This is a genomic window from Microbulbifer mixtoriginis (SeqCode), assembly GCF_052466765.1.
The window spans coordinates 3,284,316-3,308,710 of the sequence record NZ_CP174289.1 but is presented as its reverse complement, the minus strand read 5'-3'; the positions used below and the strand labels follow the sequence as shown (position 1 = coordinate 3,308,710).

Annotated in this window: 26 protein-coding genes; 18 read left to right on the top strand and 8 right to left on the bottom strand. The window is 47.8% G+C overall.

Annotated features, from left to right (window positions below):
* Genes ACJJIV_RS14485 through mnhG form a run of 5 tightly spaced genes read left to right on the top strand, consistent with a single transcriptional unit; the run spans position 1 to position 3,034 of the window.
* Positions 1–375, top strand: a complete 375-nt coding sequence (locus tag ACJJIV_RS14485; RefSeq protein WP_252083283.1) for a Na+/H+ antiporter subunit C — start codon at positions 1–3, stop codon at positions 373–375.
* Positions 372–1,892, top strand: a complete 1,521-nt coding sequence (locus ACJJIV_RS14480) for a Na+/H+ antiporter subunit D (RefSeq protein ID WP_444889425.1) — start codon at positions 372–374, stop codon at positions 1,890–1,892. The genes ACJJIV_RS14485 and ACJJIV_RS14480 overlap by 4 nt, the downstream gene beginning before the upstream one ends.
* 2 nt (positions 1,893–1,894) lie before the next feature.
* Positions 1,895–2,368, top strand: a complete 474-nt coding sequence (locus ACJJIV_RS14475; RefSeq protein ID WP_252083285.1) for a Na+/H+ antiporter subunit E — start codon at positions 1,895–1,897, stop codon at positions 2,366–2,368.
* On the top strand, positions 2,368–2,703 hold the full coding sequence (locus ACJJIV_RS14470; RefSeq protein ID WP_444889424.1) for a cation:proton antiporter: 336 nt from the start codon (positions 2,368–2,370) through the stop codon (positions 2,701–2,703). The genes ACJJIV_RS14475 and ACJJIV_RS14470 overlap by 1 nt, the downstream gene beginning before the upstream one ends.
* Complete coding sequence (mnhG, locus tag ACJJIV_RS14465; RefSeq protein WP_252083287.1) at positions 2,690–3,034, top strand: monovalent cation/H(+) antiporter subunit G; 345 nt, start codon at positions 2,690–2,692, stop codon at positions 3,032–3,034. Before ACJJIV_RS14470 ends, mnhG begins: the two co-directional genes overlap by 14 nt.
* Positions 3,035–3,054: 20 nt before the next feature.
* Here mnhG and ACJJIV_RS14460 read toward each other — a convergent pair whose 3' ends face one another.
* The 4 genes from ACJJIV_RS14460 to ACJJIV_RS14445 are packed head-to-tail and all read right to left on the bottom strand — an operon-like array spanning position 3,055 to position 5,812.
* The gene (locus ACJJIV_RS14460) at positions 3,055–4,155 is read right to left on the bottom strand and encodes a 5-(carboxyamino)imidazole ribonucleotide synthase (protein WP_444889423.1); all 1,101 of its coding nucleotides are present in this window, start codon (positions 4,153–4,155) and stop codon (positions 3,055–3,057) included.
* Between the two features lie 5 nt (positions 4,156–4,160).
* The gene (gene purE / locus ACJJIV_RS14455; protein ID WP_286036982.1) at positions 4,161–4,652 is read right to left on the bottom strand and encodes a 5-(carboxyamino)imidazole ribonucleotide mutase; all 492 of its coding nucleotides are present in this window, start codon (positions 4,650–4,652) and stop codon (positions 4,161–4,163) included.
* A gap of 6 nt (positions 4,653–4,658) precedes the next feature.
* Positions 4,659–5,588, bottom strand: a complete 930-nt coding sequence (locus ACJJIV_RS14450) for a sodium-dependent bicarbonate transport family permease (protein ID WP_444889422.1) — start codon at positions 5,586–5,588, stop codon at positions 4,659–4,661.
* 2 nt (positions 5,589–5,590) lie between these two features.
* The gene (locus ACJJIV_RS14445) at positions 5,591–5,812 is read right to left on the bottom strand and encodes a hypothetical protein (RefSeq protein ID WP_444889421.1); all 222 of its coding nucleotides are present in this window, start codon (positions 5,810–5,812) and stop codon (positions 5,591–5,593) included.
* Positions 5,813–5,927: 115 nt separating this feature from the next.
* Here ACJJIV_RS14445 and ACJJIV_RS14440 point away from each other — a divergent pair, with 115 nt between their 5' ends.
* From ACJJIV_RS14440 to ACJJIV_RS14430, 3 genes are all read left to right on the top strand, one after another.
* Complete coding sequence (locus tag ACJJIV_RS14440; RefSeq protein ID WP_444889420.1) at positions 5,928–6,881, top strand: LysR family transcriptional regulator; 954 nt, start codon at positions 5,928–5,930, stop codon at positions 6,879–6,881.
* A 253-nt stretch (positions 6,882–7,134) separates the two neighbouring features.
* Positions 7,135–7,899, top strand: a complete 765-nt coding sequence (locus ACJJIV_RS14435) for an OmpW/AlkL family protein (protein WP_444887180.1) — start codon at positions 7,135–7,137, stop codon at positions 7,897–7,899.
* A gap of 17 nt (positions 7,900–7,916) precedes the next feature.
* Complete coding sequence (locus ACJJIV_RS14430) at positions 7,917–10,298, top strand: autotransporter family protein (RefSeq protein WP_444889419.1); 2,382 nt, start codon at positions 7,917–7,919, stop codon at positions 10,296–10,298.
* Between the two features lie 38 nt (positions 10,299–10,336).
* Here the strand turns inward: ACJJIV_RS14430 and ACJJIV_RS14425 are convergent, their stop codons facing one another.
* The 3 genes from ACJJIV_RS14425 to ACJJIV_RS14415 form a co-directional block, all read right to left on the bottom strand.
* Positions 10,337–11,233 carry a glycosyltransferase gene (locus tag ACJJIV_RS14425; RefSeq protein WP_444889418.1) on the bottom strand — a complete coding sequence of 299 codons (897 nt, stop codon included), beginning with the start codon at positions 11,231–11,233 and terminating at the stop codon, positions 10,337–10,339.
* Between the two features lie 268 nt (positions 11,234–11,501).
* A complete protein-coding gene (locus ACJJIV_RS14420) occupies positions 11,502–12,428 on the bottom strand; it encodes a hypothetical protein (RefSeq protein ID WP_252083295.1) in 927 nt (308 codons plus the stop codon).
* A gap of 217 nt (positions 12,429–12,645) precedes the next feature.
* The gene (locus ACJJIV_RS14415) at positions 12,646–13,413 is read right to left on the bottom strand and encodes a class II aldolase/adducin family protein (protein WP_252083296.1); all 768 of its coding nucleotides are present in this window, start codon (positions 13,411–13,413) and stop codon (positions 12,646–12,648) included.
* Positions 13,414–13,494: 81 nt separating this feature from the next.
* Between ACJJIV_RS14415 and ACJJIV_RS14410 the strand changes: the two genes are divergently transcribed.
* On the top strand, positions 13,495–14,184 hold the full coding sequence (locus ACJJIV_RS14410) for a Crp/Fnr family transcriptional regulator (RefSeq protein ID WP_444889417.1): 690 nt from the start codon (positions 13,495–13,497) through the stop codon (positions 14,182–14,184).
* A 7-nt stretch (positions 14,185–14,191) separates the two neighbouring features.
* Here the strand turns inward: ACJJIV_RS14410 and ACJJIV_RS14405 are convergent, their stop codons facing one another.
* On the bottom strand, positions 14,192–15,094 hold the full coding sequence (locus ACJJIV_RS14405) for a bile acid:sodium symporter family protein (RefSeq protein ID WP_444889416.1): 903 nt from the start codon (positions 15,092–15,094) through the stop codon (positions 14,192–14,194).
* Positions 15,095–15,310: 216 nt separating this feature from the next.
* On the opposite strand from ACJJIV_RS14405, the gene ACJJIV_RS14400 reads away from it, so the two are divergent.
* The 9 genes from ACJJIV_RS14400 (at position 15,311) to ACJJIV_RS14360 (ending at position 24,383) form a co-directional block, all read left to right on the top strand.
* Positions 15,311–16,261 carry a DUF1853 family protein gene (locus tag ACJJIV_RS14400; protein ID WP_444889415.1) on the top strand — a complete coding sequence of 317 codons (951 nt, stop codon included), beginning with the start codon at positions 15,311–15,313 and terminating at the stop codon, positions 16,259–16,261.
* Between the two features lie 174 nt (positions 16,262–16,435).
* The gene (locus tag ACJJIV_RS14395; protein WP_444887187.1) at positions 16,436–16,990 is read left to right on the top strand and encodes a GbsR/MarR family transcriptional regulator; all 555 of its coding nucleotides are present in this window, start codon (positions 16,436–16,438) and stop codon (positions 16,988–16,990) included.
* A 199-nt stretch (positions 16,991–17,189) separates the two neighbouring features.
* Positions 17,190–18,584 carry a cytochrome ubiquinol oxidase subunit I gene (locus tag ACJJIV_RS14390; RefSeq protein WP_444889414.1) on the top strand — a complete coding sequence of 465 codons (1,395 nt, stop codon included), beginning with the start codon at positions 17,190–17,192 and terminating at the stop codon, positions 18,582–18,584.
* Entirely contained in the window at positions 18,577–19,596 is a 1,020-nt protein-coding gene (locus tag ACJJIV_RS14385) for a cytochrome d ubiquinol oxidase subunit II (protein WP_444889413.1), read from the top strand. The genes ACJJIV_RS14390 and ACJJIV_RS14385 overlap by 8 nt, the downstream gene beginning before the upstream one ends.
* 206 nt (positions 19,597–19,802) lie before the next feature.
* Positions 19,803–20,495, top strand: a complete 693-nt coding sequence (locus ACJJIV_RS14380) for a TetR/AcrR family transcriptional regulator (protein WP_252083303.1) — start codon at positions 19,803–19,805, stop codon at positions 20,493–20,495.
* 510 nt (positions 20,496–21,005) lie between these two features.
* Positions 21,006–21,257, top strand: a complete 252-nt coding sequence (locus tag ACJJIV_RS14375; protein WP_252083304.1) for an HP1242/YdcH family protein — start codon at positions 21,006–21,008, stop codon at positions 21,255–21,257.
* Positions 21,258–21,317: 60 nt separating this feature from the next.
* Positions 21,318–21,935 carry a glutathione S-transferase N-terminal domain-containing protein gene (locus ACJJIV_RS14370; protein WP_444889412.1) on the top strand — a complete coding sequence of 206 codons (618 nt, stop codon included), beginning with the start codon at positions 21,318–21,320 and terminating at the stop codon, positions 21,933–21,935.
* Positions 21,936–22,161: 226 nt separating this feature from the next.
* Positions 22,162–23,745: an ethylbenzene dehydrogenase-related protein gene (locus tag ACJJIV_RS14365; protein WP_444889411.1), complete on the top strand. Its 1,584-nt coding sequence runs from the start codon at positions 22,162–22,164 to the stop codon at positions 23,743–23,745.
* Complete coding sequence (locus tag ACJJIV_RS14360) at positions 23,742–24,383, top strand: Lcl C-terminal domain-containing protein (RefSeq protein ID WP_444889410.1); 642 nt, start codon at positions 23,742–23,744, stop codon at positions 24,381–24,383. The genes ACJJIV_RS14365 and ACJJIV_RS14360 overlap by 4 nt, the downstream gene beginning before the upstream one ends.
* Positions 24,384–24,395: the final 12 nt, after the last annotated feature.

Here is a 24,395-nt window from a genome sequence, read left to right as displayed (position 1 = left end):
ATGGAAGGTCCACTCGCTCTCGTTGTTGGCATTCTGATCGCTACCGGTGTCTACCTGATGCTGGCCAGAAATTTACTACATTATCTTTTTGGGCTGATACTCATTAGTAATGCCGCCAACTTGGCAATATTTGTCGCGGGGCGCGTCACTCGCGCCGCCCCTCCCTTAATTCCAAAAGGCATGGAAGTTGCTCCTGGGCCAATTTCCAACCCCTTGCCTCAGGCATTAATCCTTACCGCCATTGTGATTGGCTTTGGCCTACTGGCCTTTGCTCTGGCCCTGATTGCTCAGGCCTATAAAGTACTCGGCACCCTGGATGTGGATTCGATGCGTATTGCCGAGCCGGTTTTGCCCAAGAGGGATAAATCCCCTTGAGCTGGTTACTGGCCCTACCCTTTTTAGTACCAATCCTTACCGCACTCGCCACTTTTCCGGCGCGAGGACGAAAGCGCCTGTGTGGTGCTATTTCTGTCTTTGGCTGCTCACTTCTACTCGGTGTGACCTTTATCATTCTGTACTTGGTGGAAACAGGCGGCACCCGTGCGGCACAGATGGGAGATTGGGCTGCGCCATTCGGTATCACCTTAGTCGCAGATCGGCTGAGCGCCATTATGCTACTAATTAGCGGTATCGTTGGATTCTGTGTATCGGTCTTTTCCCTTTCCGATATCAGGAAATACCGGGTTAAACTAGGCTTTCATAGTTTCTTCCAATTATTACTGGCCGGAGTTTGCGGTAGTTTTATTACTGGAGATTTATTTAATCTGTATGTCTGGTTTGAGGTAATGCTAATTGCCTCTTTCGCATTACTGGTGCTTGGTGGAGATCGTATTCAACTGGATGGCGGAATTAAATATGTAGCACTTAACCTAGTTTCCACATTGCTAATGCTGACCTCTATCGGTATGACCTATGGGCTGACAGGCACTTTGAACATGGCCCAGCTGCATGTCTCTTTAGCCACTGTGGATAACCCCACTGCTGTTTCTGCTCTGGCGGTGTTATTTATCTGTGCCTTTGGTATTAAAGCTGCCATTTTTCCATTATTTTTTTGGCTGCCCGCCTCTTATCATGCACCACCTGTTACAGTGACCGCAGTTTTTGCTGGCCTGCTTACAAAGGTAGGAGTTTACGCTTTAATCCGCACCTTCACTCTGATTTTCCCCAGTGAACTGGAGTTCCCCCACACTATTTTGCTGGGCACTGCATTATTGACCATGCTCACCGGTGTATTGGGCGCAGCGGCACACTATGAATTTCGTAAAATTCTCGCATTCCATATCATCAGCCAGATTGGCTTCTTGGTACTGGGCTTGGCACTCGATACGCCACTGGCATTGGCCGGAGCGATCTTTTATACCATTCATAATATCGTCGCCAAAACCAATTTATTTCTTATCAGTGGTACTGCCAAACGCCTGACAGGCAGTTACGAATTAAGCCAGATTGGAGGCCTCTATCGAGCCAGTCCACTACTTTCTGTTTTTTTCTTTATCGCCGCCTTCGGCCTGGCCGGTTTTCCACCGTTGTCGGGTTTCTGGGCCAAACTGTTGTTATTGAAGGCAAGCCTAGATCTGGACGCTTACTGGGTTGTGGCTGTGGCCTTAATTACCGGGGCCCTGACTCTGTTTTCCATGAGCAAAATTTGGGCGGAAGCTTTTTTAAAGGATCACCCGAAGGACTATTGTCAGAGTTTAAGGAATATTCCCCTGCAGGAGCGCTACCAGCGCCTGCTGCCGGTGGCATTACTGGCCCTAATCACTCTAGTGCTCGGGCTGGTACCGGGCCCTTTTATTGACTACTCACTGGCCGCGGCAGGGGAATTGTTGAATCCAAGTGATTACATTGAGGCGGTACTGGGGATGGAAACACAATACGCGGGGAACCACTAATTATGCGCGTATTTTTACTCAATTTAATATTGGCCATTAGCTGGTCGGCCCTTACCGGTAATGCGACACTGACAAACTTTTGTTTTGGTTATTTTGTCGGTTATCTGGCATTGCGGGTTTCGCCCAAGATCCCTGAGGGAACCAAGTACTTCCAGCGTCTACCTCGTCTAATCCGCCTAGGCAGTTTTTTTCTACAAGAACTGGTACTTTCAAGTTTACGTGCAGTCTTGGAGGTGTTCTCACCAAAATTACAAAGCCGTCCACAGGTAGTGCGGCTACCTCTAGAAATAACCGATCAAACCCAGATTTTTATACTGGCGAATTTAATATCACTCACACCGGGAACGGTAGTTCTGGAAATCACTCCGGATAACTCTGAATTTTTGGTACACACTATGTTCGTTGATGACCCAGATATTTTTCGTGAGGAAATTCATCTCGGATTTGAGAAACGCGTGCGGGAGGCGTTTTCCTGATGCACAGTACTATCGTTGATATCAACGCGCCGCTAATCATAGCAGCCATTAATGTCTCATCGCTCATTTTATTGCTGGCTCTGGCCATGTGTTTTATGCGAATTTTTCTTGGTCCAACACTGGCAGACAGGGTTGTAGCCCTCGATGTGCTGAATATTCTTGCAGTGGCCTATTGCGCCCTGTTGGCGATTGCCTCGGGAGAGCCAGCCTATCTGAGTGCGGCCATTGCCCTGGCGCTGGTAGCCTTCCTGGTGAGTGTCGCCTTCGCCCGCTTTATCGAGAAAAGCGGAAAAAAGACCGTATTACAAGAGGGAGGTGGCAGTGGTATTCGATGAGGTTTTTATCGCTACCCTTTTGCTAGTGGGCAGCCTATTCGGTTTTAGTGCGGCTTTGGGTTTGTTACGGATGCCGGATTTCTACACTCGCATGAGCACTTCGGGCAAAGCCGCCACCCTGTGCTGCGGATTGTTACTGGGGGGCGTTGCCGCAATGTTCCACGATACCCAGGTAACCGCACGCGCAGTGGCGGCGCTGCTATTTTTGCTCTTCACTGTGCCCATCGGGGTGCATATGATTGCGCGAGCAGCCTATCGGGTAGGCACCCCTATGTGGCGAGGCAGGACCGCCAGTCCCCGCTTCAAAAACCCGAAGAGGGACTTAAAGTAGATCCTGCCCAGGTGAATCAGTTACTGCTGATAGAGATCGGCAATCATCACCTCACAGCGCTGAGCCAGCTCTGCTGAACTGTCATCCACTAAGAGCACATGGCCCATCTTACGCCCGGGACGGAGCGTCTTCCCATAGAGCCAAACTCCCTCATTCTTGCCTGTTGGCGCTCGATCCACACCAAGCATATTGACCATGGCAGCGGGCCGCGGGCAGTCGGTGTCACCCAGTGGCATATCCAATATCGCACGCAAATGATTGGCAAATTGGCTGGTGCCCGCACCCACTAAAGTCCAGTGACCACTGTTGTGGACCCGTGGCGCAATTTCATTCACTAGCAAGCCTTCACTGGTGACAAAGCACTCCACTGAGAGTACGCCCACATAGTCCCAGTCATCCATCAGCTTTTGCAAATAGGCACGGGCACTGGCCAATAATTGCTCATCCTGATAAGGCGCCTTGGAGAATAACAGCGTACCTTGGCGATGCAGGTTCTCAGTTAGTGGGTAAGTCTTTACTTCCCCTGAAACAGAGCGGGCACCGATCAGGGAAACCTCACAGGAAAAATCTACCGAGGCTTCCACCACGCAGGGCAGATCTTTGGCCTCTTCTATGGCTTTCTGCAGCTCTGCTGCATCTTTCACCCGCCACTGGTTCTTACCGTCATAGCCATTTTCACAGCTCTTGATAAACGCTGGATAACCGAGCTTATCCAAGGCGTTCATTAATTCATCGCGCCCCTGCGCCGGCATAAAAGGCGCAACCGGAAGACCACTCTCAGTAAGAGCCCGCTTCTCTCTCAAGCGGTGTTGGGCTTTCTCAAAAACATGGGGGTCTGGGTAAACGGGACAGAAGCGTTGCAACGCTCTCAACAGCGCCACATCCACCTGCTCACGCTCGGCGGTAATCACCTCAGGGCAGCCAAGTGCCTGAAATAAATCCTCGCCACTGCCCGCCTCATCCAGCCTGACTATTGTGCCGAGACCTTCAACGCAACCCGCGTCCTCGTCCTTCTCCGCCAGGAAACTAAATGTTATACCGAGGGGCTTACCCTCTTGTGCCATCATCTGCGCCAGCTGCCCGCAGCCGACAATAGCGATATGTCTGGTTACTTCACTCACTGACTTCACTCCACCGTTAGCGGAACCTGGTCAGTTTGACGCTCGCGCCAAGCGATCAGTCGCTCCTGTAGTTCAGCATCGCCCAGGGAGAGCATCTGTGCCGCCATCAGGCCCGCGTTATAAGCCCCAGAGGCACCTACCGCCTGGGTAGCCACGGCGATACCTTTGGGCATCTGCACGATGGAAAGAAGGCTATCCATTCCGGTCATAAAACGGCTTTCAACAGGCACAGCAATCACTGGCAGCGGGCTCATAGCGGCAATCATTCCCGGCAGGTGGGCAGAGCCACCAGCTCCGGCGATAATCACCTGGGTGCCGTTTTTGTGGGCTTCACTGGCAAACTCCACCAGACGCTGGGGGGTTCTGTGAGCGGACACAACCGCAGTGGCAAAAGGAACCTCCAGCTCGTTCAAGGGTTTGGTGGCATTGGCCATGGTGGGCCAATCCGATCGCGACCCCATAACGATGGTGACTTTTTCAAAGGGCAGTGATTTCACTTGCGGCTAACTCCAATGTTGAACAAACGCCAGGTAGACGGGAATCGCCACCAGGACATTGAAAGGGAACGTTATCGCCAGGGACAGTGTGATGGACACGCTGGCATTGGCCTGCGGCAGAGCCACAGACATAGCTGCGGGTACCGCGATATAGGAGGCGCTGCTACCGAGTACTGCCAGCAGGAAAATTCCTCCCGCCGACAACCCCAGTAATGCTCCCAGGGCACCCCCGGCCGCACCGCCTAGCAGGGGCATAAATATACCAAAACTCAGCAAGAACGCACCCTGCCCGCGCACATCTGCCAGTCGCGCCGCCGCGACTCTGCCCATTTCCAGCAGAAAAAGAGCCAGTACACCGTGAAATAACTGGCCAAAGAAAGGCATTACTGTTGCAGTACGCTCACCGGCCCAGGCGCCGATGGCGATCCCGCCAAGCAGGAGAAGAACCCCCTGATTGCAAGTCAGTTCATGAGCCAGGCGCCCCTTGTTGCTGTTCTGCATCGATTTCCGTGCTAGAAGAATTCCCACCACGATAGCCGGAACTTCCAGTAGAGCAACGAATAAGGGGAAATAGGCTTCGTAATCGATACCCTTCGCCTCCAATAGGGCCACCGCCACGGCATAGGTTGCCACACTGACCGACCCGTAGTGGGCTGCAGTAGCCGCTGCATCCAGCCGACTCCATTTGCCTATCCAATAGAGAAGTGGGAAGGCCAACAAAGGAAGCAGTGCACCAAAGGCCAAAACTGCGAGAGATTGAGGAATCAGGGTGGAAGCGGAATAAGTACTGAGGGCCGCCCCACCCTTGAGCCCTATAGCCAGCAGCAGAAAGATCACACAGCTTTGGTAGAGACCGGTAGGCAGGCGTAAATCACTACGTAGCAGCTGCGCCAGAGCCCCAAGGATGAAGAAACCAACTACAACATCCAGCTGCATGATCAGTACTTCCCGCGCTTGGACCGATCGCGGCGTTCAGATAGGGGTAGTCGAATTTTCTGAGGAACGCGCTTCATTAGCACGTAACCCACATTGGCAAGCACCACCACCAGCCCCACCACCATTAGTGCAGCGGCATCAATACCAACCAGCGCCAATACCCATCCAATGGACATAACTAACAGTCCTACCAAGGTACCAAAGTAAAGTTGTGACTTGTGCATGCAGAGGCCCCCTCCCATAGATTGAAGTGGGCGCATTATCCCTAGGTAGACCAATAGATAAAAATAGATAATGATTATGCTAACTATCATCTTTTATCTATGAACAAGAAAAATCATGTTATCCAGCAGAGCTCACTCCCGCATCGGCACTGTCAGGCAGTTGGAGGTTTTACTTACAGTATATGAACACCGCAGTATCAGTGGCGCCGCAAAAGCGCTGCATCTGACTCAGCCCAGTGTATCCATGCAGTTGGCCAAGTTGTCTGGTGCCGTAGGCTTGCCCCTCTACTACGCCGTAGGCAAACAATTGCAATTCACTGAAGCCGGACAGACTCTGGTGGACAGTGCCCGAGAAATCCTCAAGAGCTATGAATATCTGGAATTAAAGCTAGCCAGACTGCGCGGTCTTGGAACAGGGCGTTTACAACTGGCAGTCGTCACTACCGCCAAATATTTTATTCCCCACCTGATTGGCGAATTTTACGAGCAGCACCCAAAGTTGGATATTCTCTTTCGCGTGGGTAATCGTCGGCAGATCATCGACTACACCAGTGAGGATGAGGATGATTTTTATGTGTTCAGCCACCCTCCCAAAAACCCTGACCTGGAATTGGTGGAATTTCTGCCCAATCGACTGTTGGCCATAGCACCGGAGAAGCACCCGCTAGCAGGTAGAAAAAAGATTCCCCTTGAAGAGTTTGCCAGCGGTCCCTTCCTGCGGCGCGAGGAGGGCTCTGGAACCCGTCACGCTATTGAGCGTTTCCTACAAGAGAGACATATCGACCTCAATATTCGCATGACCATCGAAAGTAATGAAGCGATAAAGCACGCTGTAATGTCAGGGCTCGGGGTATCTATTCTCTCCGAACATACTCTCGCATTTGGCGGCCATTCCGGCCTGTCAATTTTAGAAGTGGAATCACTGCCAATTATTACCCATTGGTATCTGGCCAGGCGAAAGTCCCGTCCATTATCTCCTGCCGCCGCAGGATTCCTTGAGTATGCCCGCAACCTTGAGACGGTACCGGTAGAGAGCGGTATCGCTTGGCCTCTATCTCCCAGTCAATAATCCATAATGTAAAAGTACAGAAAAATTCAGTATTTTAATTGGCTAACTCCGCACACAGGTTAAACCTATTGGGTGATAGCCAATCTTCCACCAAAAAATCCCGATTTAATACTCGTCAAATTTACTCTGCACCGGCCGAATCCTGCTACTTTTGGGATACCTATTGGTGAGTCCAAAATCACCAGTTATCTAAATGTAACGGGAAACAATAAATGACGCCGGCCGTCATCGATTTTCACAGAAAGGTATAACGATGAAAATCCAGGGAATAATTTTCAGACTCTTTATATTCCTTTTAGCCACAAGCACAATCAGTGTTAAAGCTCAGGAAGATTGGCGCAACATTGACTGGGGTGAATTTATAGTTCGCTTCGGGCTCAGTTATGTTGCTCCCAATGATGCCGGAACTTCACTGAAATACCGGGTATTACAACAATGGGACTTATATAATTCGACCTGGGAAATAGACACAGCACAAACTTGGCAAATTTCCGGAGTATGGCGCCCCTCAGACCGCTTGGGGTTCGAGCTGATGCACATTAACAGTGCTGCCTATGATGTGACCCTCGACAACTTTACTGGCAACCCAGGCAGCAGCCAAATTCAACTGGGGGATTTTAAGGTATCGACCACTCTCGCCTTTGCTAACTGGTATTTTCTCGATCCATCCTATTTTTTTCGACCCTATCTAGGCGCCGGTATTAACTATACCGATTACCATACGGTTTCTATCAGCCGCCAATTTGATGAATATTTGATGGACTCAGGTATGTCAGTGGCGCCAGGGGCTCTTAATATGGGACATTCCTGGGATTGGGCTCTTCAAGGGGGTATCGACTTCAACCTAGATTTCCGTCAATTTCGTTATCCTCTGTTAATTAATCTGGCGGCTCTTTACTACTTATCAGATACCGACCCCACAGTTAACTTCCCCACAGAGTTAGGATCAGACCGCCTCTACGCACACTTCGATTACAACCCCTGGATCATCAATGTTGGCATTGGCACCAAGTTCTGAATGGCGGAACTCTGTAAATGAAACTTAGTGCAGACACCCCAATGGAAAACTATAAATCAAACTATTTCGTCCGCCAGTGGATTAATGCTTTACTTTTTTCTCCCGCATTGACACTAGCGATTATTTTCCCCTTGAAAGCCATCGCGCAGTGTACTCCGAGTAATACGGGTACTAGTGGCGCAGATCAAATAACCTGTGACGAAGATAATGATGCAGAAGAGGCCGATGTCGATGCACTAGGCGGCAATGATACCTTGGATTTAAATGGCGGCACTATCAATAGCGTCTTCGGTGGCGAAGGCGACGATGCCATTCATGTGAAAGGGGCAATAGTTAAAGATTCTGTCTTTGGCGGAAATGGAAACGATCTAATCGTACTGGATAATCGCAATAGCGACATTGGTAACTACCTTAATGGCGGGGGGATTTATGGCGGAGCTGGTGACGATGATATCCAAATTTTAGACGGACTCACCTTTCATGTTTGGGGCGGCGAAGGTAACGACCAAATTATTCTGGATGGAGGTTTCATTTTTAATTACCTGGATGCCGGTGGGGGAGATGATTACATCCATTGGGATGAGGGAATTAGCAATGAGATACGCGGTGGTAATGGATCAGATACCTTAGTCATTGACTCCTATTCTTTCGAGGGTGATGCAATTTTAAATGGTGGTGATGACCTCAGTGCAGAAGATGGGAATATCGACACACTGATTTTCAAGCTAGACTATCGTGTGGATGGCAACAAACTAACCAACTGGGAACGTGTTGTTGTTTGGGGTAGTTCAAAAATTATTTTAACGGGCAGTTTAAATGTTGGCGGCGGCCAAGACGCTGAAAACAATCCATTGGGGTTACACATCAAATGGGGCGGCCAAACTTTTATAGATGCCAAAGAGTATAAAATTACCGGCAGCGTAGCTAACGACGGCACTATCGATCTTGCGAATAAAGAATTCAACACTCTAATCATTCAAAAAAATAGTGATAATAAGTATGGACACTATAGCGGCGAAAACGGACGCCTGTGGTTAGATGTAGCACTCAATGACAGTTCTGCCGGCAGTGACCAGCTAATCATCAGAGGGGATACCAGCGGATCAACTTATGTAACCGTTTATAATCGCAACGGCACTGGCGCACGCACCCAAGACAATGGAATAAAACTAATTTCTATCGAGGGTGACTCTACTGAAGATGCCTTTATTTTAAACGGCGACTACATTACCAAGGATGAGCAACCAGCAACTATTGGTGGAGCATACGCCTATACCCTACACCACAGTGACGAAACTGGAAATGAGGATGGTAATTGGTATCTACGTTCTACAGTAAGTAATTCAAGTCGCCTTCCCAAAGGCGGTATGATTCGCTGGCAGCCCGCTGCGGTAATGTATGAAACCCTTCCGCAAGTGCTGCGCTCTTTAAATATCCCCTCCACATTGCGGAGTCGTGTAGGCAATCGTTATTGGGTTGGTAGCAGTTATCGGGACGTCTATAACACCGATTACACCAGTTCATTGGAAACCGCTATTGATCGCAAGGGACTATGGCTACGTAATGGCGCACGCTATATAACTACAACTCCCAAAGAGTCCACCACCTGGGCAAGTTGGGATCAAACTTATTATCAATTTCAGTTTGGTATCGACTTTCCTCTCAACCTATTAATTCTTGACACCACACCTATTGTTAGTTTGGCTTTGCACTATGGCGATTCAAGAAATACAGTAGAATCATTTTTTGGTGATGGCAATATAGATGCCAAAACATATGGCGTCAGTAGCTATTTAACCTGGTATGGCTACCAAGGCCTGTACCTGGATACTCAGTTTAAGCTAAGTTGGTTTGACTTTAACTTCGACGCAGAAGACCTACGTGCTCTTCGCAATAGCAGTGAGGGCTATGGTTATGGATTTTCTGTAGAAGGAGGGTGGAGCTTCAAGCTCTATGATTATTATTCTATTACCCCCCATGCACAACTTATTTATACTTCTGAGGAAGCAGAGGATTTCGAAGATACCTACGCTGTAAAAGTAGGAGACATTAATAATAATGGGTTTTTATTGCGCCTAGGAACCACTTTTGAAAAGCGCAAAAGCCAGCGTAAATCAAGTAGAAATATGTACGGTTCCCTACCTCTGGAGCGCTTTGGTTACTATGTAACTCCCGGGGTCACTCTAAATCTCAACCAGGAAACTGACTTAGTCGTTTCTGGGGCCCGCCTCTACCAAAAACCAGATTTTTGGTATGCAGACTTAAGAATGGGGGCTAGTTATGAGGAATGTGGGGACCACTGTTCCATCTATACCGAATTATTTTTCAGCAGCGGCCTGGAGAGTATTGGGGACAGTTTTGTAGGAGGGCTAGAGTTTGGGTTTCGTTATAAATGGTAGACTCTAGCTTCTCATCTCAACGACAATTCAATCTTTTACTATTTCAGCAAATCATAGATGTCATATTCAGAGAAGACCTTCTTAATTTTGCAATCATTCCCCTGACGGTTCTTATGATTTTCCTTCATTAATGCATATTCTTGTGAGCCCTGAATCATTAAGAAGCGATGTCTCCAGCTACGGGAATCAGAAATACGCGCAGCCAAAGTCCCGCTTTTAATACTCATTGCCTTCAACCAAATATCATCTGCATTTGGGCACAGGGTCATAAATTTTTCGGGGTCAAACGCATCCTTATGCAAGGAGTTTGGAGGATACATAACTCCTCCCATGCCAGTTGGAAAGACTAAATGAGATGCCTCTGTGTCCCTTATGCTACTTTCCCAACTTCCATAAGGCAGTAGTGCTCCTTTTTTATCTAGACGCATTCGATGAGCCCTGTGGCAATAAATCTTGGATGGATCTTTTTCATATGCCTGATAAAGTAAATCAATCATATCCGGCGGATAAAGAACATCATCGTCAACAGTAACAATCAGGCTGTCAGGAAATCTTTCAAAAGCATAAGCATATTTTTTATAGGGTCCCAGATCTTCCTCAACAAAAAATATTTGCAGCCCTCTTTGCTGTTGCTTTTTAAGGGTCTCGGGCAAAGTCTTATTTGGAAAGTTCTTGGTAGACAACCAAAGAACAATTGCATCAGCCTTAAGGGATTGCTGGAAGAGGCTTTCAATACACAAATATAAATCGTGGATTCGCTTATCGAAGGACGTTAGAGATATAACAATATTATGTCTCTTAGCATTTCCCACTCCCGGATCTGTGTTGCTTGAAGCGTGTAGACCAAGCAACTGGCAGCGAACAAGTGCTTCCAACTTCAAATTATTGTTTAGGTCGTGCTTTTTTAAGCGCTTCTTTAAAAAATATTGGAACATTCAGGGCCATCCAGCAAACTCAACCTATTGTACCGAATAGCCGAACAGCAATCCGCTCAGCTTGGGAACACCATCAAAAGAGAAGAGGGCGGAAGTGGGTACAAACTTGGCAGATTATGCCAGATGCCACAGCCAATGGCCACTCAAACACAATATTTAGGACAAAAACCCAATTTAAGGCCGAGGGCAGCTTCTTTCACCTAAAAAAAAGTGCTTGAGTAGATTACCCCTATCTGGGGCAGCTCTGGTCTTTCACCCAAGTCACCCCCTAGTGAGGACTTAAAACAGGCTGATTTCGCTCCTGTAAATAGTCAAGTAATTGATACTCTGAAAACACCCTTTTAATCTTGCAGTCATTACCACCTGTGCCTCTCAAGTTGATCTCCTTTAACTGTTGAATCTGTGATCCCTGAATAGTAAGAAAGCGTTCCCTCCAGTATCGATAGTCTGGAACCCTGGTAACATATTTTCCTCGCAATAAACTCATCGCCTTCAACCAAACATCATCAGCAGCAGGACATAACTCCATAAATTTTTTACTATTGAAAGCATCCTCATGTAATGAATCCGGAGGGTACAAAACCCCAGCCATTCCCGTAGCAAAAAGGAAAGGAGATGGCTCACTATTTAGCCCATAAGAGCGCCAACTTTCGTAAGGTTTCAATTCCCCTTTTCCGTTTAACAGAATCTTATGTGCCCTATGACAATGGATATGTGAGGGAGCTCTCAAATAAGATTGATATAGTAAATCGATAGTATCTGAAGGATAAAGCACATCATCATCCACAGTGACAATGAGACTATTTGGAAACATATCAAAGGCATACATATATTTCATATAAGGCCCAAAATCATTCTCCACGAAATGAATTTGTAGGCCTCTAGCCTGCTGTTTTCGAAGTATCTCAGGTAATCTCCTATCGGGGAAATCACGTAAGGATAACCATAGAACTATTGCATCTGCTCTCAAGGATTGTTGATAAAGACTTTCTATACATAAGTAAACATCATAAATACGCTTATTATAAGAAGTCAGCGAAACGACTATATTATGCGGCTTATCATTGCCAACGCCGGATGACTCACAATTCAGAGCCTTCAATCCGAGAAGATGACCTAAAACCAGAGACTCCACCTTTAAATTATTATTAGAGTCATGTTTTTTTAATCTTTTTTTAAGAAAGTACTGGAGCATGTTGGAATACCGTTGATTAGCCTTCGAGGACTCATTGGTGGCGATAAGCCCACATTAATTCCATTTTGTTGAAAGTAAAGTCCATTAGCCAGGCCTAAATCAGGGTTCCTTTGATTGTGGCGCTTAATTCCCCAACATCCAATTTAAATTTTAAATTCTTGATCAATACCCAGAAATATAGAACCTAAAATCACATTCAGGGTATTTGGGACAAATGCTATTCATTATACCCTGGGTTAACTCTATCCAACCTCCTTAAAAATCCAGGCCAAGCCAATAGCCCCCCTTGATTACTGGTAACCATATCTCCTTCACTCACTATTTTATCCACAATATTCTGGGGCACCGGAGTGAGTGGTGGGTTGCCAGCAAGAGCTGTGACCTGAATTTCACAGGCACGCTGCAATATAAACATTGCTAAAAAGGTATCAGGAATAGTAGAAGCGCAGGTTAACAGTCCGTGATTGCGCAAGATCATATAGTTCGCTGATCCCAGGTCAGCCACCAAACGTGACTTTTCATCCTTGCGCACAGCAATTCCCTCATAGTCGTGGTAGGCAATACTTGCAAGGGGAAATAGTGATTGCTGCGAGATTGGCAGTAAACCCTCTGCATGAGCAGATACAGCTACCCCGGCAGTAGTATGGGTATGTATAACGCAGTGGGCATCTTTCCTCGCTTCATGAATTGCACTGTGAATAGTAAACCCTGCAGGATTCACCATTGCCACACTTTCATCCACTTTTTCTCCCTGCAAATCGATTTTTACCAAACTGGAAGCAGTAATTTCGTCAAAAAACATCCCAAAAGGGTTAATAAGAAAGTGTGATTCTGGCCCAGGAATACGTACAGAGAGATGAGTGAAAATAGTATCGTCCCACCCAAAATAGGCGATCAATCGGTAAGCCGCAGCCAAATCTATACGTAATTGCCACTCTTCATCGCTAACACGTCCCTTAAGTGAAGGTATGGTTTCCAGTTTCATCGTCCTCTCCCCAGCTTTATTAGAGCTCAAATTCTGAATCATCCCTGCTGTAAACACTGTCAAATTGTTTACACTTGGCAAATGAATAAAAACGTTAGTTTCCTTGATAAATGCCCACTGCTAGCTGGCCTACCCGGTGAGGGTCGAGAATTCTTAGCCCAACAGGCACAATGCCAGTACTTTTCTCAGGGTGATAGCATCTACCCTTCGGGCTCCCATCAGGAGCGCCTTTCAATTATCGCTGAAGGACAAGTAAGAATATGCTCCAGTAATTTTGCCGGGCGCGAAGCGACCCTTGCGATTTTAGATAGTGGAGCTTGGTTTGGTGATACCGTATTTTGCCCTGGCACTCCGCGAGTATTTGGAGCAAGCGCTCACACTGACTGTGCTGTAGTCGATATTCCGGGTGAAATCTTGAGGGCAAAAATGAAACAACACCCCGAAGCCTACCCAATAGCATTGGAACAAATTAGCCTCAGGCTTTGGACAGTAATGTCCATTATCCAGGACGATGTACTACGTGGTACCGAAGCGCGAATTGCTCGACGTCTGCTTTTTATGGCCCAAATGCACAACGGCGGCGAAAAAAGTGGCCCAACCAGTTTCCGCCTCACCAAAGAACTACTCGCCAACACCATGGGGATGACCCGGCAGGGAGTACACCGGGTATTAAAGAATATTGAATCCAAGGGACTAATAGAGTGCTCTTACGGTCGCATCAGTGTGCCGGATATCTCGCACTTGGATACCTATATAAAGCTGTTGGACTGAGAGGATTTCATCCGACCTCGCCAGCTTGCGCCGCGTCTGCCTCCCCAGCTTCGCGCGCTTTCTTGCGGCCATAATAGGCAAGCAACATCCCCGATGGAAACATAAGTACTCCATATACGGCTGAAGGCACCGACATTTCACTGGAGTGCATCAGTGTGAGGGTCACCATGAGACCAATAGTCCCGTTCTTGATGCCCAGCTCGGTAGCTACTGCCAGACCATCCCGCCGGGAAAGCCCACTGAAGTGGCTGATGATTAAGCCAGTCAACACCCCCAGTAAATTCAGCAAAATTGTAGAGGGGCCGGCCAACAGCATGAGCTCTCCAATCCGGTCTCTCATACCCCACACCAATCCCACCACTAAAATGACCAGTACCAGCGCCCCAAAAATACTTACAATGCCCTCAGCGCGGCTTGCCAAATGAGGGTTCCAAGCCCGTATCAACATGCCAATCACCACGGGTAGCAAGACTATCACCGATAACATGGCGACAGTTTTGGCAAAAGGGAGAACGATTTCCTGCTCTGCTCCAAAGTATTGGCGCAGGGCGAAATTGGTGAAGAACGGCAGGGTCAGAATCGTAATTAGGCTTGCCGAAACCGTTAACACTATGGAGAGCGCTACATTACCGCGAGCGAGTAACGTAAAAAGGTTTGAGGTCGTTCCACCCGGGCAGGCTGCAATAATCACCAAACCCACAGCTATCGGTGCGGGTAAACTGAGCGCCCAACACAGAACAAAAGCCACAAGTGGCATAAGTACAATCTGGGCAAGTGTACCCACCACTAACCCACCTGGTTTTACCGTCACCTGATGGAAATCCCTGGCGGTCAGGGTCATTCCAATGCCCACCATAATGATAAACAGTGCGATGGGTAGACCGATCGAGATCATAGGCCCTGATTCCACATTCACCTCCTCTTTTTATTATTGTCTGGCTATATCTCCCCATATCCCATGTAGATTACGCTTTGGCAAAAACGTGTAATCCACACGAGGTGAGATATAGGGGGACAGCAGTTTTATTATTAAATATCTCTCTGGAAGATGAACCCTAGCACAGTCCCAAGTCAAGTGCCGATTCTGGTAGAATCAGAGAGCTTTTTTGCCGCTGACAGGGTTTATATGACCAATCGACTTCCCAGCCCTATTGTAGATGACTGGTCCAACCTACTTTGGTCCCTGGGCAGTAGCGATATTGTTGATACTAGTGACAAATCAACTAGCACCATTGACCTGCCATGGCTACCTATGGCTCGCCGCAACCAATTGCACACTTATTTTTCCCGCAAAGAAGTCAAACAAGAATTAATAGATACGCTCGAAACATACCTGATTGAAGGCGACCGGCACAAACCCACCAACCGGCTTGGCGTTTACTTTGAGCGACTCTGGTCTTTCGCTTTTCAATACCACCCCGATTACCAGTTGCTGCACCAGAACCTGCCCCTGCGTATTGAGGGTAGAACTCTCGGCGAACTGGACTTTGTGGTTCATCACCTACCCAGTAATCGCTGCGAGCACTGGGAGGTTGCGGTGAAGTTCTACCTCTCTCAGCCCGTCGGCTTCTGGGTTGGCCCAGGCCTCAAAGATCGCCTGGATATCAAATTAAAGCGTATGGCGGAACATCAACTGCCTCTCATCCAACAACAATCCGTACAACCTCTATTAGAAGCTCAGGAGCTTTATATTGATCGACAGTGGACGCTGATGCCAGGCCGACTCTTTAACCGATTACCAACTAATCAGACACCGGGGAGGAATCTGAAGCATCTATGCAATAGTAATTGGTGGACCGACTTGGAAACCCTCGGAAACCTTGCCACTCAAGGAAATATCTCAGCAGGCCTGCGCTGGCTCCAGCTTCCCAAAAAAGCCTGGATGGCATCAATAGAATGGGAAGAACCCCACGGCGTCTCTTTTGAGCAACTTATGGCCGGACTTCAGAGCTCAGCAATTGATAAGCCTCTATGTTTTGCACTTATGGGCCAAGAAGGTGAAATGGGTCGCGGCTTTATTGTACCTAGCGACTGGCCGCGTAGAGCACAGGCATCACTCCCTCTGAAATACCCATAACGTCCTGAGAGAAAACACTTTCTGCCTACCACTACTTGTGAGCCCGCCCTCCCTGACAATTTACTTATCTACAGCCCAAAGCAAAAAACTTAAAACAAAATTTTTCCAATTATTTATTGACTTGGATCAATTTACATTTACAATTTTCAGAAATTTCTGAAGCTTAAGAAGAAAATGAAACTATCCAGTCAAGCCCAGGCTTTTGTACTGCACTTTGGAGAAATGGGCAGCCGGTGGGGTTTTAATCGCACCGTGGGCCAGATGTTTGCCCTGCTTACCATCCACCCTTCCCCCCTAAATGCCGAGCAGCTGGCTCAGGCACTGAAGATCAGTCGCGGCAATGTGAGTATGGGCCTCAAAGAACTGCAAGCCTGGCGCCTTGTTGAGCTACAGCACCAGCCAGGTGACCGAAAAGACTATTTCACCGCTGCAGGGTCCATCTGGGAGCTTGCTCGAACTGTATTTGAAGAGCGACGTAAACGTGAACTGGACCCCACCCTGAGCCTATTGCGCCAGCTCTTGCTCAATGAACCTCAGGATGAACAAGAAGCACAGGCCCAGGAAAAAATTCAAGAAGTCTACAGTCTGCTGGAATTACTTGAAGAGTTTGCCAACACCCTGAGCAAGCTGGAACACGACGATTTACTCAAGCTAATGAAACTGGGCTCCGGCATCGTCAAGCTACTGGAGCTGAAAAGTAAAATGACAGGAGGAAAGGCTCCAGAATAAACCTATACCTGAATTGCCCGCTGGGCAACCAAGACAGGCGGTAAAAGGATAAACCGCCGCCGACACAACGTCGGCAGCCGCTCAATAAACACCCTGGGTCCATACTCCTGCAATGGTGTTTAACGGGCACCCCCGGGCCTATCAGGAAGAGTCGCCCGGTTATCTGGTTAATAAATTAGTCCGACCAGCAGAGGCTCCCATGCTAGATACTCTGATCCTCTCCCGAATACAGTTTGCGGCCAATATCAGTTTTCATATTCTCTTTCCCACCATCACAATAGCCCTCGCCTGGATTATTGTTTTCTTCAAGCTTCGCTACGACCAAACTGATAATCCGGTTTGGATGAGAGCCTATCGTTTTTGGGTAAAGGTCTTTGCCCTAACCTTCGCGCTCGGTGTCGTTAGTGGCATCACTATGTCTTTCCAATTTGGTACCAACTGGCCAGGGTTTATGGCACGGGTTGGCAATATCGCCGGGCCTCTCTTGGGTTATGAAGTGCTTACCGCTTTTTTTCTGGAAGCCACTTTTCTAGGTATCATGTTGTTTGGAATAAATCGTGTCCCCAGCAAAGTTCACACCTTCTCAGCCTTTGTAGTGGCTATTGGCACCACACTTTCCGCCTTCTGGATCATTGCACTCAATTCCTGGATGCAGACCCCATCCGGCTTTGAACTACGAGATGGTGTCGCCTACCCAGAGAGCTGGCTGGCTATTATTTTTAATGCCTCTTTCCCCTATCGCCTCACTCATATGCTACTGGCCTCGGGTCTCACTGCAGCCTTCTTTGTCGCAGGTATCTCTGCTTACCGGATACTTAAAGGTGACCCAAAGCGTGCACCGCGGCTAGCACTAAAAACCGGGTTGGTATTGGCAGCTGTTTTTATTCCAATCCAGATCTTTGTCGGCGACCTACACGGTCTTAACACTTTTAAGTACCAGCCGCAGAAAGTGGCGGCAATGGAGGGAGTATGGGAGACCGAAAGGGGCGCGCCACTATTACTATTTGCAATACCCGATGGTGAGAAGAAGACCAATCATTTCGAGATAGCTATCCCCAAAATGGCCAGCTTTATTCTGACCCATGATTTAAATGGAGAAATAAAAGGTATCGATGAATTCCCCAATGATCATCCGCCGGTTGCACCCGTTTTCTTCGCCTTCCGAATTATGGTGGGTATGGGGATATTAATGCTGGCTGTCGCCTGGGGAGGTTGCTACCTCCTCTGGCGGCGCAAAGAGCTACCCAACTGGGCGCTCAAAACCCTGGTAGGAATGACGTTCGCGGGTTGGGTAGCCACCTTAGCAGGCTGGTATGTCACTGAAATTGGTCGGCAACCATGGCTTGTAACCGGGGTTCTCAAAACCGCAGATGCCGTAACCCAGATTCCACCTTCCCATGTGGGCTTCTCTCTCACCCTATATCTGCTTGTCTATGTCATCCTGCTCTATGCCTATATTCACACCCTAAAAGTAATGGCTTTGAAATCGGTCAAAGTGGAGGAGTTTGAAACCAAAGAACCTCTCGCCGGTGGCAGCCTGACCAACCTACCGAAATCCACCCAAGAGCAATCCAAGGGGGAATCACATGAATGAGGCCGCATCATCCGCAGCCTATTGGCTACCCGTTGTCTTTATCGGCCTAATGGGTCTAGCAGTACTGGTTTACGCCATTTTGGATGGTTACGACCTTGGGGTGGGTATTCTCCTCCCCCTGGGTAAGGAAGACGAGCCCCAGCGGGACACCATGATTGCCTCGATTGGTCCTTTCTGGGATGCCAATGAAACCTGGCTGGTGCTCGCCATCGGCCTACTGCTTATCGCCTTTCCCATCGCCCACAACCTAGTGCTGATGCATCTCTATATACCAGCGGCGATAATGCTGGTGGGGCTGATTTTGCGCGGCGTGGCTTTTGACTTTCGCGCCAAAGCAGCCGTGGGGCATAAGCTCGCCTGGGACAGGACGTTTAAAGCAGGATCCATAATCACCAGCCTGGCCCAGGGTTATATGCTGGGGCAATATGTGATGGGGTTCCAGCCTGGCTGGCAGGCACAGCTGTTCTCTGCAGTCAGTGCCCTGGGGGTAACTGCCGCCTACAGCTATATGGGCTCGGCCTGGCTGGTGTTGAAAACCGAGTCACTGTTGCAGGAACGCGCCGTACGCTGGGCGCGTCGGGCTGGGCGGGCGACTCTCCTTGGCGTAGTCTCAGTCTCCACGATCAATCCATTGGTCAATCCAGCCGTTTTTGATCGTTGGTTCAGCTATCCATTGGTGATGTTCGTACTCCTGATACCCACCCTGTGTTTTCTGGCTTTTATTTTTAATGACCTCCTGTTGGCCAGGTTACCCAAAGTCAACGATAGGCACAGTGCACTGCCCTTTACATTGGTAGTGACCATTTTTCTGATGTGCTTTATCGGCCTGGCTTTCAGCTTCTTTCCCGACATAGTGCCTGGGCAGCTGAATATCTGGCAGGCCGCCAGTGCCACCGCTTCACTGAAATTCATTTTGGTGGGCGCCCTGATTGTAGTGCCGATCATACTGATCTATACGGCATTCTCGTACTATGTGTTTCGCGGTAAAGCTTCCGAACTTCACTACCATTAGCACAACCTTTTTCGAATTGTGTGGGATAGTAACACTTGATCAAAATTAATCCGCCAGCGCGGAACTATCCCACAATTCGAACAAAATCCCCTTGCTCCCCGAAATTGGTACGATAATAATCATCAATTCCAGAAGACAATTTTTTACAAGGAAGTAAAGCGCACTTCTGGCGCTTGCCAACTGCGCTTGTCTAAGGGGAGGTGAATTTGAACCAAATCGATCGACGTGCTATTAGCCGGCGCGACACTGCTAGTCCGCGCAAACCACAACGTAAAAACGGCCGTGAGAAGTATGAAAAGCTTCTCGACGCGCTGGAAACCCTCATTGCCGAGCAGGATTCCACGGACATAAGTCTAGCCAATCTGAGCCAGGTAGCTGGGGTCCCAGCTGCATCCGTGTACCACTTTTTCCCAAGCGTAGATGCCAGCCTTACCGCTCTGGCGGAACGTCACTACAAGTCATTTGGCGATGTGGTACTGGGGCACTCTGATTTCTCACCAGCGGATAGCTGGCAAGATATGCTCTACCACCTGTGCGACTTAGTGCGTAGTTATTACGAAGATAATATCTCCGCACTTAAAGTTCACTACGGGCCACAGTCCAGCTGGGCTCTACGTCAATTACAGATGGAAAACAACTGGCGCTTGGCAGATACCTTGATTAAAAATCTGTCTCGTGAATTTGAGTTGCCTCCATCACAGGACTGGCGCGACCGTTTTATGTGCGCCATCAATATCAATGATTCGTTTTGTTCCCAGGCATACTCGCGTTTCGGAAGAATTACCGAGGAAGCCGCCGCAGAGGGCAAGCGTGCCGCTGCAGCATACTTAAAGCTGTATCTCGGAGAGCTGTTGCAAAGACGTCAGTTGCGCTTTGCTCCATTAGAAGCCTCAGCATAAAGCCTAAATTTTATTAATTAAAATTTAGATAATATCGACACACCCAGGGCCTGGCAATAATATTTGCCAGGCTTTTTTGTGTACCCAGCCAACAAAACTTCCAATTAGTTAAATTTCATTTTTTATCAATATAAAAATTACGAATGCGGCAATACTGAAAGCCATTAACATTTCACCATCGCTTTCGCCTTACAATCTCATAAACGACACACTCAGAGTAAACTTCTGATCAATCACAAGCATACTCTCTAAAAAAATGGCATTCTAAAATTTTCTTTTTTTAGAATTTTTCTTCATAAAGAATACCGCCTTCAAGAAATCCTATAATTGAACAACCTTTTCATACCTAAAAATTAGCCGCCTAATACGTTATCAGCTTGAAACAACGGGGGTAAATCATCGTCCAATAATTAGCAGCCCAGTCTGCTTCTTGTTGGTGATTTTTGTGACTTCAAATTCACAAACTAATATTACCCTTGATGCTTTAACTGAATGGAGGGGAGGTTTTCTATGTCCATAGCCGCGCATGAGCTGGAGTTGGATTTTCCCGAGTACGCCGATACTATCAAGCACCTGATCAGGAATGACGTAGAATTCAAGCTAGATAACGACCAGTATCGAAAACTGGATAAACAAATTAGAGGACTACAGGATAGTGGCATCGGCACTGATGACGATCACTATTCAAGACTAAAAAAGCAACGTGCCTATCTCAAACAACACCTCTATAACCGTATTACTGATGTCATTCCCCACCATTAGTAGTTATTTTGCAAAATTAGCGGCGCCTCATCACCAATGCCGGCCATATAGAGTGGCTGAGTGATTAAGCGCCGCTATGCAACTCTTTCTGACTTACTCCTCCCCCTTTGCCCGAAAACCCGAATTGTTATAGAAGAACTCAAGTTACACTCCCGCGTTAGTGAGGTTTTTTCTCACCCTTTTCACAATACAAATGATTTAATATCCAATAATCCTTTAGGTAAAGTCCCCTGTCTGACCTTAGATAACGGAAACGTTATTATGGATAGCGAAGTGATCTGTGAGTTCCTAGATAAACAACTTGGAGATGGCCACCTCAGCTCTGCGATAGACAATGACTGGAATTTAAAAACACTCTATAGTGTGTCCTCAGGTCTAATGGAGATCTTGGTTCACAGACAGGTAGAGAAAATTCGCGGGCGTGAAGGGCTTCAGTCAGAATTTTGGTGGCAGCGCTACAACAGTGCAATCAATCGCACCCTAGATTTTTTTGAAGCCAGAATCCATCAATTTCCTCAAACATTTTGTCTTCTACAAATTGCGCTCGGCTCTGCACTTTCATACCTTGATTTTCGGCACGAAGACTTCAACTGGCGCAAAGATAGGCCACAACTAAGCGCCCTGTCAGAAACCCTCGAAATACGAAAAAGCTTCAAAATAACGCGATTACGCGACTAACTTAGCTTTGAAATCTTTAAGTAAAACTTAGCGTCGCTAAGCCTCCCTACAGTTTCTCCCTAATTAAGCATGGCCTAAATATTTTCAACGCGTCCCCAACATCACTTTTTTAGCAAAGACTGCATTTTGGCGGAGTAATGAGTTTTAACCATTTCTCAGAGCCACATAAGTTTCTCTAAACTGTCATATCCCGCCGATAGCCTGTGGGCTTTTTTAGGGCCTAATTATGTCTGACAGATCAAAAAGTCCCATGTGGATACTGCTGCATGCTGCATTAGTAATAGCAGTGATCTGCAGTCTTTTCAGTGGGTTGCGTATTGCCACACTCACTAAACCCGCCATTGCCTCAATTGAAGAACTGCTGCCCCAGGGAGAGGTACACAGTGTACATTTCTTCTCTGCACTCCTGCTTTCGCTGGTTGCCCTTTCTTATTTATACTCGAATGCTATTCGACTTTATCGAATTGAACAATCATGCGCTCATAAACAATGGAATTACCACCGAGTAGTCACCTGGGGGGGCATTAGCCTCATTGGCATCTCGTTGGCCAGTGGCTGGCTGCTCTTTGCTGGGATAGGCCAGTTATCACTGGTCCGAATATTACATTTTTTCGCCGCGCTTGGACTCAGCGTCTATATTTTTCTACACGCAGGCGTTTATCTACTGCAGTTCGGGCAAAGTGCTCTTCTCTATATCCTCAAGCCAGCCACAAACAAAAGAATTCAACTGGCATTGCTATGTAGTTTGCTGCCCATCTTTCTGCTCGGCGGTTGGCTGCTTCTGACCAAATTTTCTTATTATCAACTGCCCGTAACCTCGATTCCTATCCATACGATCATTGATATTGATGGCCATGCCGATGAACCCCAATGGGCAAAAGCTCGGCCATTAAAAATCAGTACCGATGGCGGCGCAAATTTTTATCAGGGTCGCACTGATGTGCATCTCAAAGCTCTGCAAAATGGTGAGGAGATTTATTTTCATATTTCCTGGCAGGATCCCACAGAAAGCCTGACTCATTTACCCCTGATAAAAACGGATCAAGGTTGGAAGATCCAGCAGCAAGGCTTTGAGAATTTTGATGAAAAGAATTTTTACGAAGACAAATTTGCCTTGTTACTTTCCAGTAACTGTAACTTTGGAGGTGCTGGCACCGCCCATCTGGGACGTTCACCACTGGCAAATAAGCCATCAAACTGGCATGGCAAGGGGTATCACTACAGCCAATCGGGGCAACTACACGATCTTTGGCACTGGAAAGCAGTACGCACTAATAAAATGTATCTGGCGGATGACAATTTTATCGGCGCGCCAGATAAAGTGCGTGCAGGTAAACGCCGCTACACGGCAGGTTACCAACAGGATGCAAAGGAATCCGGTGCTTATTTACTGAACTGGAAATGGTATTCCCCCACTGGCATCACTCCTAAACGCTTGCCTAGTGATGCTAATGTATTGGCTCCCTTTCAAAATGTTAAAGAAGGCCAGGAGCTTGATTGGACCATCTCCTGGTTTGATTACCAACCTTACTCAGCAGAAAGCGACCGGATAGCACCAGGTACTCTAATGCCTTCGGTACTTTATACCTCCAATCGCTTCGAGGGTGATCGTGCGGATGTTAGAGCCAAAGGTATTTGGCGTGATGGATACTGGTCGCTAGAGCTTGTACGCAAATTAAATACAGCCTCTCCCCTGGATATTCCTATTGAAGATGGCACCTGCCTGTGGGTTTCCGCATTTGATCGCGCACAAGTTGCCCACACCCGTCATACCAGAGCCATCCAACTGAATCTGAGTAAAGCACAATGATCACGCGACTCTTTTTGATTTTTATTCTCCCCGCCTGTCTGATCGGTGCTGCCGTTATCCACACACCACAGCCTCCAAAACCGCAGCAATACCACCTTCTAAAAGTGAGCGCTGAGGGAAAAGTAATGGATACCTGGGAGGGCCCCTGGTCCTGTGTCTGCGATAGCCGCAGCGGTCTGCTGTGGGAGGTCAAGACAGATAGTGAGGACATTCACGATGGACGTTGGACTTATTCGCGACTATTAAACAATCAGGGCGTTGCCAATAATGGAGATTGTTATTTCGAAGCAGAGCGCTGTGACACAGAGGATTTAATCCGGCACACTAACCGGGAACAACTCTGTGATGCAAAACATTGGCGCCTGCCCTCCGCCAGCGAACTGCGTTCACTGGTGGCTCCAGACGCACAGCCGGGAAGCCCCAGTATCGAAACTGGATACTTCCCCAAAACCCAGCGCGGTGATTACTGGACCAGTGATGGCGACCTCCCCCTCGAAGGCATCTACTCCTATCTAAAAGTCGGTGGCGCATCGGTCAATTTTATAAATGGGCAAACCGTCACAATTCCCTATCGCAATGCAGCTTTCACACGCTTGGTAACCAATCGTTCAAGCATCTGTCACATCGTTCCCCAATAATTCCTGCGCGCC